We start from the raw sequence: 13,458 nt of genomic DNA on the forward strand, positions 1-13,458 counted from the left end.
CCTTAAATTACGCTATTGCTAAGTTTTGTTCACTGATAACACCAGCGCCCGCCATAGCTTTACACACATAAATAGTTGCTTGTAAGCCTGTTGCAGCCTGATATTTCGCATTCACTTCAGCGGTAATAGCATCAACAAATGTTGGCGGTACCAGTGCCACAATACAACCGCCAAAACCACCGCCGGTCATACGTACGCCACCTTGATCGCCAATAACACCTTTCACCATATCAACCAGCGTATCAATCTCAGACACAGTAATCTCAAAATCATCCCGCATTGATGCATGTGACTCTGCCATTAGCTCAGCCAATAACACCATATTGCCATTACTTAACGCAATAGCGGCTTGTTCCGTTCGCATGTTTTCAGTGATCACATGACGAGCACGTTTAGCAACCATAGGATCAAGCTCTGTTTCACGCGCGATAAACGTCGCTAATGTCACATCACGCAAGGCTGGTACACCAAAGAAGGCAGCAGCTTGTTCACACTGTGCACGACGCGTGTTGTATTCACTATCGACTAAACCACGTTTCTTATTTGAGTTAATGATTACCACCGCCATATCTTCAGGCATCGCAACAGCAGTTGTCTCTAGCGAACGACAATCAATTAATAGTGCGTGGTTTTGCTCACCTTCAGCTGAAATTAATTGATCCATAATGCCGCAATTACAACCAACAAACTGATTTTCTGCTTGCTGGCCATTGAGTGCAATTTCTTGCTGACTAATAGTAAGACCAAATAATGCTTTAAATGTTTGACCAATGACGACTTCAAGCGCTGCTGATGAACTTAAACCTGCACCTTGTGGAACATTACCACTGATAACAATATCGGCGCCACCAAGAACATAGCCTCGCTCAAGCAGACATTTAATCACACCACGAACATAGTTTACCCACATGCATTGCTGGTCAAATTCTAACGGTTGACTAATATCAAACTCGTTCATTTCATTATTGTAATCAACCGCCACCACACGCACGATATTATCGTCACGACGTGCAGCAGCCACGATGGCTTGATAATCAATCGCACAAGGAAGCACAAAACCATCGTTATAATCGGTATGCTCACCAATAAGATTTACACGCCCAGGCGCTTGAATAATATGGCTGGCGACATAGCCTAATACTGATGAGAAAACAGCTGATACATTATCAATAAGGTGTTGAGTACGATTCGTTGTCATTATTTTTACCTACTATTACCAAAGATTATCAAGAAACATATTTTTATTCGTGCTATTCAGCACTTAATCTAAATAGTGCACATCACTTACGGCGCGTAATTTTTCAGCCGCTTGTTCTGCGGTTAAATCACGTTGACTTTCAGCCAACATTTCATAACCCACCATAAATTTTTTCACTGTTGCAGAACGCAACAATGGTGGATAAAACAGCGCATGTAGCTGCCAATGATCGGTTGAGGTATCACTAAAATTAGCATCAGATTCAAAGAAAGGAGCGTAATGCCATCCCATTGAATAAGGGAATGAACATTTAAAAAGATTATCGTAACGGCTGGTTAATTTTTTAATCGCTAGCGCCAAATCATCACGCTGGGCTTGAGTTAACTCATCCATTCGACGAATATGGGTTTTAGGTAATAACATGGTTTCAAATGGCCATGCCGCCCAATAAGGCACCACTGCTAACCAATGCTCAGTTTCAACCACAGTACGAGAGCCGTCTTCTAGCTCACTATTAACGTAATCAACTAATAAGTTAGTGCCATGTTGTGCATAATATTCACGTAATAAAGTATCTTTACGGCTAATTTCATTCGGTAAAAAGCTATTTGCCCAAATTTGACCATGGGGATGTGGTTGTGAACATCCCATTACTGAGCCTTTATTTTCAAACGCTTGTACCCAAACGTAATCTTTACCTAGCTCTTCAATTTGCTCATTCCACGTATCAACCACTTTACGAATTGCACCAACTGATAATTGCGGCAGCGTTTTACTGTGATTAGGTGAAAAACAAATAACACGGCTTAAACCACGGGCACTTTGGCAACGAAATAATGGATTACTGTTTTCAGGAGCACTTGGCGTATCGGCAGTTAATGCAGCATGATCATTACTAAAAACATAAGTGCCAGTGTAATCGGGGTTTTTATCACCTGACACACGGGTATTGGTTGGACATAAAAAACAAGAACCGTCATAAACAAGATTCGATTCCGGTTGTGGCTGCTCATCAGCACCTTGCCACGGACGCTTAGCGCGGTGTGGTGAAACTAGCACCCATTGCCCTGTTAACGGATTATAACGACGATGAGGATGGTCAATCGGATCAAAACATTCAGACATAATAATTCAGCTCTTGTGATTATTTAATGCTAAAAAGTCTAAAGTGATTTCAGGCTAACTTCCGTGATCAATGACACATTGTGTAAACGTTTCCATTAAAAGAATAATACGTGCGAATCATCACAGGATAAGATTATCGTTATTGCTTATCTGCATCAAATCACTCAATACTTTAAACTTCTCTATCCACCAATTCCGATCTCGGTGATAAAATATTCAATAATAGATACTAAATTATTCGCGTTTTTTACTAAAAATAAATAGTATAATTCTATAAAATATAATCACATGTCCCTTAAACGCACAGCAAACATGATTTAGGTTGCAGGGATTGCCGGAGGACAAATGGCAACATTAAAACAAATAGCAACCAAAGCTGGTGTCTCGTTAGCGACGGTCTCTCGAGTATTAAATGATGATCCAACCCTAAGCGTAAAAGATGAGACTAAGCGCAAAATCTTTGAAATTGCTGAACAGCTTGAATACACTACCAGTCAATCTCGAAAAACAGCCAAAAAAAACACCTTACATTTCCTTGCCTTGTATAACTACAAACAAGATATTGAAGTTGATGATCCCTACTACCTCGCTATTCGACATGGCATTGATACCCAATGCGATAAACTCGGTATTAAACTAACTAATATTTATGAATGTAATATTGCCGCTGCGCCTAAAACCGTGGATGGCATATTGCTAATAGGACAAGTAAGCGAAGACAACCTTGCCGCAGCTCGTACCCTTTCGAGTAACACGGTTTATATTGATTACACCGATCACCAACTTGATATTGATTGTATTGATATTGATTTAGAGCGGATCAGTAAAGAAGTCATTAACCACTTTACTCAGCAAGGTTATCAGCGAATTGGATTTATTGGTGGTCAAGATAACCCTGATAAATATGATATTCGTGAATTAATTTTTACTGAATATGGCAAATTTAAAGGCGTTGTATCTGATAATGATATTTATCGCGGTGATTTTAGTAGTCAATCTGGGTATTCATTAGCTAAACAGATGCTTGCCAATAATCACCCAAGTGCTTTGTTTGTCGCATCAGACTCAATCGCTATTGGTGTATTACGTGCGATACATGAAAGCGGACTCAATATTCCTAATGATATTAGCGTAATCAGTGTCAATGACATTCCAACCGCGAAGTTTACTTATCCACCATTATCAACCTTTAGAATTCACTCAGAACTGATGGGCTCTCAAGGCGTTAATCTATTATTAGAGCGCAGTCGTGACGGTCGGACCATTCCCTTACGAGTCTTTGTTCCAAGCCAACTCATTTTACGCGAGACAACCAAAAAATAATATAACCAATTGATAACAAATAAAAAACGACAATTTACTTGTCGTTTTTTTTTATCTTTTAATTCATAGACTGTTTAAAACAAGAGCAAGATCACTCAAATAATCATCTGTAATAGTTTTTTTGTTGTCGACCTCACAAAGCTCAAAACAGAATGTGATCGAGTTAATACAACAAAGTTTTACCTATATTTTTTAGTAAAATTTTACTTAATAATAACTCCAGATAATTAAAACATGTCTTGGAGGCATCGTGAATAACTGGGAAAACATTAACTTACTTAGCGAAAATAGACTGGCACCTCGTGCATACTTTTTCTCTTACAACGCATTAAATAAAGCACAACGCTTTCAGCGTGATTTAAGTCAGCATTTCATGTTGCTAAGTGGCCAGTGGACATTCAATTTCTTCACTAACCCATTGCTTGTTCCTGAAGAATTCTATCATCAAGAAATGAGTGACTGGACAAGCATTCAAGTGCCAAACATGTGGCAAATGGAAGGCCACGGTAACTTACAATACACAGACGAAGGCTTCCCCTTCCCGATTGATGTACCTTTTGTACCCTCAAATAACCCAACTGGCGCATATCAGCGCACCTTCTTCCTGGGTGATAATTGGAATGAAAAACAAACTATTATTAAGTTTGACGGCGTTGAAACCTATTTTGAAGTTTATGTTAATGGCCAATATGTTGGCTTTAGTAAAGGCAGCCGTTTAACTGCTGAATTTGATATTTCTGCTTTTGTTAATACAGGCAAGAACTTACTTTCTGTACGCGTGATGCAATGGGCTGATTCAACCTATATCGAAGATCAAGATATGTGGTGGATGGCGGGCATTTTCCGTGATGTTTACTTAGTCGGTAAAGAGCCTGTTCACGTACGTGATTTCACTGTACGTACTGATTTTGATGATAATTACCAAGCAGCAACCTTGGGCTGTAAAATTGATTTAGAAAACCTCAGCGGTGATATTGTTAATGGCTATAGCCTTGATTATGCCCTTTACGATGGTCAACATCAGGTTGCCAATGGAAACGTTTCCAATCTAACAATTGCCAGTATGACACATACCGATTTTGCAATCAAAATGGTAAATCCAATCCACTGGACGGCTGAAAACCCGCATTTATACCACTTATTTCTAACACTAAGAGATGCTGATGGCATCATAATTGAAGTGATTCCACAACGAGTTGGCTTCCGCGATATTAAAGTGCGTAATGGTCTGTTTGAAATAAACGGTCAATACGTAATGCTCCACGGGGTTAACCGTCACGATAACGACCACCTTAACAGCCGCGCTGTTGGAATGGATCGTGTCGAGAAAGACATCGTATTGATGAAACAACACAACATTAACGCAGTACGCACAGCACACTACCCTAATGATCCGCGTTTTTACGAACTGTGTGATCAGTACGGTTTATTTGTGATGGCTGAAACGGACGTTGAAACTCACGGCTTTGCGAATGTTGGCAACTTAAGCATGATCACAGATGATCCTGCATGGAAACAAGTATTCGTTGAGCGTATTGAGCGTCATATTCACGCCCAAAAAAATCACCCTTCAATCATTATGTGGTCACTGGGTAACGAATCAGGTTACGGCTGTAATATTCGTTCAATGTATGCAGCAACCAAAGCGATTGATGATACCCGTCTAGTCCATTACGAAGAAGATCGTGATGCTGAAGTGGTTGATATTATTAGTACTATGTACTCTCGCGCCCAAATGATGAATGAGTTTGGTGAATTCCCACATGCTAAGCCACGAATTATTTGTGAGTATGCTCATGCTATGGGTAATGGTCCTGGTGGACTGACTGAATATCAAAATGTGTTCTATAAACATGATCATATTCAAGGTCACTTTGTATGGGAATGGTGTGATCACGGCATTTACGAACAAGATGAAAATGGCCGTGATGTATACAAATATGGCGGTGATTACAGCGATTATCCAAATAACTATAACTTCTGCATGGATGGCTTAGTCTACCCAGATCAAACTCCAGGCCCTGGTTTACGTGAATACAAACAAGTTATTTGTCCGGTAAAAATCAACGTTAAAGATCACACTAAAGGTATCATTACGGTTACTAACAAATATTGGTTCTCTACCTTAGATGACGTGGTATTTGATATCGCAGTACGTACTGAAGGCGACACGCTAACCTTTAATCAAATTACCGTTACAGGTTTGGCGGCAGGTGAATCACGCGATATTGAATTAGCACTGCCAGTGATGGATCAGCGTGAAACGTTTGTAAACGTGTCGATACGTAAAAAATCTCGCACAACATACAGTGAAGCAAACCATGAACTTGGTATTTTCCAATACCAAGCCAAACCCAATACTGCACATCCTGAAATATTTGAAAATAACAATGCTATACCACTGTCAGTCACTGAAAACCGCCTTGATTGGGAAATTAGTGGTTATGACTTTACCCTGCGCTTTTCTAAAGTCGACGGCAAGCTTACATCATGGCTACGCCAAAATAATGAACTGATTGCATCATCACCTGCAATGAGCTTCTTCAAGCCGATGATTGATAACCATAAGCAAGAATATGAAGGTTTATGGCACCCTGCTCATCTGCAAATTATGCAAGAGCATTTCCGCAGCATTAATGTAGAACACGTTGCAGGTAAGGTGATTGTTACCACTAACAGTATTGTTGCACCACCAGTATTAGATTTTGGTATGCGTTGCCAATACCGTTTTGAAATTTGTCCTCAAGGTCAAGTTAACATGACGTTAAGTGGCAATAAGTACGGTGATTACCCACATGTCATTCCTGTTATTGGTCTGGATTTAGGGATCCATAATCAATTTGATCAGGTTGAATATTACGGTCGTGGTCCTGAAGAAAGTTACCAAGATAGCCGTCAAAGTAACATTATTGATATCTACAGTACTACCGTTAGCAATATGTTTGAGAACTACCCGTTCCCACAAAATAATGGCAACCGTCAACATGTGCGTTGGGCAAGTTTAACGAACCGCCATGGCGTAGGTTTATTGGTTAAACCTGAGCAAGAAATTAATTTCAGCGCATGGCATTACACCAATCAACATATCCATCAAGCACAACACATTAATGAGCTAGAGCCAAGTGGTTACATTACGGTCAATCTTGATCATCAAGTTATGGGCTTGGGCTCTAACTCATGGGGTTCAGAAGTACTTGACTCATATCGTGTTTACTTTAATGACTTTAGTTACCAACTAAGCTTAGTGCCATTTAGTAAAGCAGATTGCGATAGTCGTTACTTAGCAAGTCAAACATTTACCACAACACGTATCGGTGGAGATAAATAATGATTACTTTAGCATCACTGGATCAGTTCAAAAGTCTATATCGCGATGGTCGTAAATGGAATCGTTGTGTAGAGGCTATTGAAAATATCCCGAATATTCAGCCAAATGTCTTCCACTCTGTGGGTGATTCACTGGCTTATCGACTTCAACATGGCCCTTCAACCGCAAATGAGCACTTTGTCGGTCATCGTCGTTATTTTGATGTGCATTACTACCTTGCAGGCAGTGAAACCATTGAATGTGCAGATAAAGACACACTAACGCAAGTTCATCCATACAGCGATGAAACCGATCGTGAATACTTAGCTGGTACCGGCCAAACCCACCGCATAGAAGCAGGCCAAATGGTAATTTTTGAAAACCATCAAGCTCACCGTTTCAGTGCCGCTGACAACCTTGAGAAAGTCGTTTTACGTGTCACCATTGAGGACGGTTACTTCCTTAATAAATAACTAAACATAACCGCCAGCTAATCATCGCTGGCGGTTATGCAATAAAAAAGAAACAAATATAAAGAATAAAAACAATAACCTATGATTTGGTTTAGTCGCTAAATACATAGACATCCTACAATACTAAACGTGATCCATCGGAGATTCTCATGTCTGAATCAAAACGTAATACCATAGGGAAATTTGGTCTACTATCGATGACCTTTGCTGCGGTATACAGTTTCAATAATGTCATTAATAACAATATCGAAATTGGCTTATCCTCTACCCCTATGTTCTTTATTGCTACCTTACTTTATTTCATCCCATTTTGTTTAATCATTGCTGAATTTGTTTCACTGAATAAAGACTCAGAAGCCGGTGTTTATGCGTGGGTTAAAAGTTCTCTTGGTGGACGTTGGGCATTCCTCGCCGCTTATACCTATTGGTTTGTTAATCTATTCTTTTTTACCTCATTACTGCCGCGCGTTATTGCTTATGCATCCTATGCGTTCCTTGGCTATGAATATATATTTACCCCAACCACGACCACACTATTAAGTATTGCGCTATTTGCCCTTGCTACGTATGTATCAACCAATGGCGCAAAGATGTTGGGGCCAATCACTTCTGTCACCTCGTCATTTATGCTAGTGCTAACATTGTCATACATTATATTGGCAGGTGCGGCGGTAATGGGCGGTATTCAACCGGCAGATCCGATTACAGTAGAAGCATTAACACCGCAAATTAACTGGGCCTTCTTTGGCGTAACAGCATGGATCTTTATGGCGGCTGGCGGAGCAGAGTCTGTGTCGGTTTATGTTAATGATATTAAAGGTGGTCACAAAGCGTTTGTAAAAGTAATTATTTTTGCAGGTATCTTTATCGGTGGTCTGTACTGTGTTTCATCTGTACTAATCAACGTATTTGTTGAGCGTGAAGCACTGAAATTCACTGGTGGTTCAGTACAAGTATTTGAAGGTTTAGCGCGCCATTATGGATTACCTGAAATTGTAATGAATCGTTTCGTTGGTGTTGTTTCATTCACGGCAATGTTAGGTTCATTACTGATGTGGACAGCCACACCAGTTAAAATTTTCTTCTCTGAGATCCCTGCAGGTATTTTTGGTGAGAAAACCGTTAAATTAAACAAAAATGGTGTTCCGGCACGTGCAGCATGGGCGCAATTTTTCATTGTAATACCTCTACTTATCGTACCAATGTTAGGTTCTGATTCAGTACAAGAACTAATGAGCACTGTAATTAACATGACTGCGGCAGCTTCTATGCTACCACCATTGTTTATTATGATTGCTTACTTAAACTTACGTCTAAAATTGGATCACTTACCACGTGACTTTAAGATGGGTTCACGTACAACAGGCATCGTGATGGTATCGATTCTAATTGGTATCTTCAGTATCGGTTTCTTGGCTTCTACTTTCCCAACAGGTGCCGACATCATGACGATTATCTTCTATAACGTCGGTGGTATTGTTATCTTCCTTGGCTATGCATGGTGGAAATATAACCGCTATGAAAGCCAGTTGGCAGCAGAGCAAAAAATCACATTGGAAACTACAACCACGACAAATTAGTAATTAAATTTAACCGCTATAATTTTATAGCCTTGAGTTTCCTCTCAAGGCTTTTTTACATTTAAATAATTACAAATAGCAATCATACGATTACATATACGTCACAAAATTATATTTATAATCTTAACTTTATGTGTTCAATGGCATATAGTTGGTGCATTAGATGTTAAATCTAACGGTATGTTATAAGGATATTATGCGACAAGCACTAGGAGTCAGTTTAGTTTTCTCTCTTTTATTACTCACCTTAACAGTAATAAACGTAGCCACTGACAACAATCAAAATAATGATGAAACAATCAATAGTATAAAAACAATACAACGTCAGCAACAATACCACCAACAACAACTTATCACACAACAGATTACACATACTGTCTCTCACTTTGAGCAACTCAGCGATTATTTAAAACAACAATCCTGGCAACAGGCACTGACACACTCACAGCGTGATGATTTTATTACTTTCAGCAATAAAGTACTCGCAAGCAATACTACATTACAGAGTATTAGTCTTATTGATTATAAAAATAGCGCTTATTTACAAATATTTACTACTGCAGAAGGAAAAATAATAGTCACAAATAATCAACCTATCACCGATGCTACTGAATTGAGCAATATTGATCATGCTTTTGCACTACCATTCAATAAAACTTATATTAATACCGCCTCTGAGCCAATCAACACTATCGCGTATTATCAACATATGACGGTGCAAAATATTTCATGGGTTGTAAAAATAGAACAACAAAATCTATCCGATCTTCTTATCACATCAAAAACAAATCACTCATTACCTCTGCAATCCTGGATTGTTAATAACCAAGGCCAAACATTAGTTAATATTGAACAAAATCATATTACCGAAAATAGACAGTCATTTGTTAATAAAACAAAAAACTTCAAAAAATCAAATTATGTATTATGGAAAGAAATAAAAAATTATAATCATCAACAAATATTAAAAGATAATACTATCTATACCTACTCCCCTATTTTCACCCCTGTATCATTAAAATCGATGCTTGATTTTAAATATGGAAACTTATCACCTTGGATATTAATATCAAAAGTTACATTAACGGATAGCTATCAATTTCTCAGTAAAAAACCATCTTATAATATTTATATTAACTATGTAATTATTATATTAACCTTCATTGGTGGCATTTTTGTTATTTATTATATTAACAACCAAAAAAATGAAATACAGAAAATAAATAAGAGCAGAAAAACAGATAGCCGTCGTTATCACTCACTAATTGAAAACACAGATTCAGGTATAGTGATAATAGATGAGTATAAAAAAATAACAGCCATTAATGCAGCTGCACTTTCTATTTTAGATTTAAAAAATGATATTACTAATAAAAACTTAATTTCGTATATACCATCAATTGATACAAAAAGTGACATGGTTGCATTATTAAAAAAAATCAATAATATGCAATACAATATACAGCAAAAAACACAACTAAAAATCCATAAAAAACACATCGAAATTATTGCTACTAAAGTTAATAACAATGGTCACGATAACATAATGTTGCATATTATTGACGTAACATCATGGATTAAACGAGAACAAAAACTTAAGGGACTATCTAGAGCTGTAGAACAAAGCGAAGAAGCGGTGATCATTACTGATAAATTCGGATTTATTCAATATGTGAATAGCTCATATAAGAAAAGCGTAGGGGATAATTATAAGAATATCATTGGATTAGATAGTAAGACTATCTTCAAACGCTATACTAATGACAAAGATAAAATAGACGATATTCAATCAAAACTTAATCAAGGGAAAACGATTCAGCGTATTATTTCTCAAAAAAACAAAGATAATAGTATTCAATATCTTGATAATACTATTTCCCCTATTCGTGACGATAATGGACGAATCAGTAATTACATATCAACCAGTAAAGATATTACAGAACGTATAAACTATGAACATCAGTTAGATCATCTAGCACATTATGATCAGTTAACATCACTTCCTAATCGAAATATGTTTATTAAGAAAATAAATGAATCATTAGTATATTCAAAAATCAATAATTCTAAAATATCTGTTTTAGTTATTGAGATTGATCTATTCAAACAATTACATGATTCTTTAGATAATGAGAAGAAAGAAAAAATAATCGTTATTATATCAAAACGTATTCGATCAAATCTCAGAGCTGTTAATCTTTTATCGCGATTGAATAACAACCAATTTGGTGTCGTTATCCAATCTGTTCAGCATCGTAAAAATATTGATCATTTAGCAAACCGATTACTCAACAATATTCATGCCCCCATCAGCTATGATGGTAAATTGATTTCAATTTCAGCCAGTATTGGTATTTCATTGCAAAAAAACACTTCGATAACAGCTGAAAAAATAATTAAAAATGCAAATATAGCTCTCAGTTACTCTAAAGATAAATCTAAAAATCAATATTGCTATTTTAATCCTACAATGGAAACAGAAACGACACACAAGCTAGAACTCGAATCTGAATTACGAAAATCTATCAACACAGATCGTTATGAGTTCTACTATCAACCAAAAGTATTAGCCCACTCACACTCATTAACTGGCGTAGAAGCCCTACTACGATGGCGTGATCGACATGGAGATTATCAAGCTCCTGTCGATATTATTCCATTACTTGAGTCATCCGGTTTAATTCTAGAAGCAGGTATATTCCTTATTGAAAAAGCCTGCTATCAGCTTAAACAATGGCAACAGCAAGGACTCAATATCAGTATGGCAATTAATATCTCAGCCCAGCAATTACTTGAATCCAATTTAACCGCCATTTTAAAACAAGCGATAAAAAAAGCCGATTGTGATCCTGCCTACCTCGAGCTTGAGATCACAGAGAGTGTTTTAATGACAGATATTGAATTAGCCTATCAAAAACTGATCGCGCTCAAAACACTTGGCGTTAAAATTGCTATTGATGATTTTGGTACGGGGTATTCTTCTCTCGCCTATCTGAGTCGATTTCCCATTAATATACTAAAAATAGACCGAGAGTTTGTTAAAGCCTTACCTTATAACAAAGACAGCATTACTATCATTGAAGCAATTATCAATCTTGCTCACAACCTTGACCTAACCATTGTCGCAGAAGGAGTAGAAAATAGAGAACAAGTCATTGCACTTGAAGCGCTTGGTGTTGAAGAATTTCAAGGATTCTATTTCAACAAACCCCTTACTCGTGATAATTTTAATCGCCAATATTTACATCAACAACGGCAAATATCAGAGAACATTATATAAGAGGTTCTCTTATTCAACGTTGTAGCTTATCATTATAGATATACGCCATTTTATTGTTAATCATAAGTGGATTCTTTTTTGATTACTTCGTAGGACGTCACAATGAGTTTTAGTGATCACTTAGATAACTTTATTAAGCAACGGGAACAATTTGGTCAGCAGCCAAATAGAATGCAAAAGCGCAATGCTTATATTGTGGTTGATGCTACCGATCAGAGTAAAGCACGTGAAGCGATGGCAAAAGAGCAAGAACAAGCCACATTACGTGCAGAACAAGAAACGAAACAATATCACCAACGTATTCGTGGACGTTGTGTGCTCCCAAGTGAAGCTCAAGCTCAACAAGAGCGTCAAAACGATGCTCGCCCAGCTGACCCTGATCGCATTGCGTACATTCAACAACTGAAAAAAGATCTAAAGTTAAAAAAATACAGCGCTGAGTAGCTTTTTGCTAGAAGCCAACCCAAATGTATATTTTTCATCTCTCATCATTGTAACTTAGTGGTAGCGATACATTCTCATCGTTACCATTAATACCCTATTTCCTTCATTATCATAAGCTGCTTTGTTTTTCTTCTTCCTGCCGCAAGATTACGCATAAAAATAAGATATTAATATTATTCTCACACTATGAGATAAGACTTTATAAGCAATAGGTTAGCTAACGCATAATTTATTTCATTCGTTATCTATAAATAAGGGAAATAGTCATTAATAAAAATGTAATTAGTCGCATTTAATAGCCCATAAAGGCAAAAATAGCCTCTTTTTAGTATTTTGAACGATGTTTCATAAGTTTTTTTCTAGTTTTTATACTTTTTTTTCAAAGACCAAATAATACTGTTTTAGCTAACTAGGTGTATTTCTCAGGTTATGAGAATTAACCCTTTTTTTTTAATCACATTACCAACAACTAAATTTTCAATTTAACCTTTGTATTACAGCCATTAAATAAAAAGAACGCTATACCCTATAGTTTAAAAGTCACCCCACTAAAATATAACGCGTTGATTCTGAAAAATTAACCATATTAATAAAGCAAAAAAACGCCGACTAAAGCGTATTTAAATAGACAATAAATAACAAAACACAATGCAAACTAACAATTAACAACAAAGTGCAAAATTTTAACAATAAACCATATAAAAAAACGACTACTCAATAATATATAA

8 protein-coding genes are annotated in these 13,458 nt (G+C 37.0%); 6 read left to right on the top strand and 2 right to left on the bottom strand.

The window, feature by feature from the left end:
• Nucleotides 1-7: 7 nt before the first annotated feature.
• Both galK and CZ809_RS11090 read right to left on the bottom strand, forming a co-directional pair.
• The gene (gene galK / locus CZ809_RS11085; protein WP_080157693.1) at nucleotides 8-1,198 is read right to left on the bottom strand and encodes a galactokinase; all 1,191 of its coding nucleotides are present in this window, start codon (nucleotides 1,196-1,198) and stop codon (nucleotides 8-10) included.
• A 63-nt stretch (nucleotides 1,199-1,261) separates the two neighbouring features.
• Entirely contained in the window at nucleotides 1,262-2,323 is a 1,062-nt protein-coding gene (locus CZ809_RS11090) for a UDP-glucose--hexose-1-phosphate uridylyltransferase (protein ID WP_080157694.1), read from the bottom strand.
• Between the two features lie 345 nt (nucleotides 2,324-2,668).
• On the opposite strand from CZ809_RS11090, the gene ebgR reads away from it, so the two are divergent.
• The 6 genes from ebgR to CZ809_RS11120 all read left to right on the top strand — a co-directional run bounded on the left by ebgR (nucleotide 2,669) and on the right by CZ809_RS11120 (nucleotide 12,730).
• Nucleotides 2,669-3,646 (top strand): transcriptional regulator EbgR, encoded by a 978-nt coding sequence (gene ebgR / locus CZ809_RS11095; RefSeq protein ID WP_080157695.1) that lies wholly within the window; start codon nucleotides 2,669-2,671, stop codon nucleotides 3,644-3,646.
• A gap of 250 nt (nucleotides 3,647-3,896) precedes the next feature.
• The gene (ebgA, locus tag CZ809_RS11100; RefSeq protein WP_080157696.1) at nucleotides 3,897-6,974 is read left to right on the top strand and encodes a beta-galactosidase subunit alpha; all 3,078 of its coding nucleotides are present in this window, start codon (nucleotides 3,897-3,899) and stop codon (nucleotides 6,972-6,974) included.
• Nucleotides 6,974-7,426 carry a beta-galactosidase subunit beta gene (locus CZ809_RS11105; RefSeq protein ID WP_080157697.1) on the top strand — a complete coding sequence of 151 codons (453 nt, stop codon included), beginning with the start codon at nucleotides 6,974-6,976 and terminating at the stop codon, nucleotides 7,424-7,426. The genes ebgA and CZ809_RS11105 overlap by 1 nt, the downstream gene beginning before the upstream one ends.
• A 149-nt stretch (nucleotides 7,427-7,575) precedes the next feature.
• On the top strand, nucleotides 7,576-9,006 hold the full coding sequence (locus tag CZ809_RS11110; RefSeq protein ID WP_080157698.1) for an amino acid permease: 1,431 nt from the start codon (nucleotides 7,576-7,578) through the stop codon (nucleotides 9,004-9,006).
• Nucleotides 9,007-9,202: 196 nt separating this feature from the next.
• Complete coding sequence (locus tag CZ809_RS11115) at nucleotides 9,203-12,286, top strand: EAL domain-containing protein (RefSeq protein WP_159447949.1); 3,084 nt, start codon at nucleotides 9,203-9,205, stop codon at nucleotides 12,284-12,286.
• A gap of 102 nt (nucleotides 12,287-12,388) precedes the next feature.
• Nucleotides 12,389-12,730: a hypothetical protein gene (locus tag CZ809_RS11120; protein WP_080157700.1), complete on the top strand. Its 342-nt coding sequence runs from the start codon at nucleotides 12,389-12,391 to the stop codon at nucleotides 12,728-12,730.
• The last annotated feature ends 728 nt before the right edge of the window (nucleotides 12,731-13,458 follow it).

The sequence above is a fragment of the Photobacterium piscicola genome (assembly GCF_900166965.1).
Lineage (GTDB): Bacteria > Pseudomonadota > Gammaproteobacteria > Enterobacterales > Vibrionaceae > Photobacterium > Photobacterium piscicola.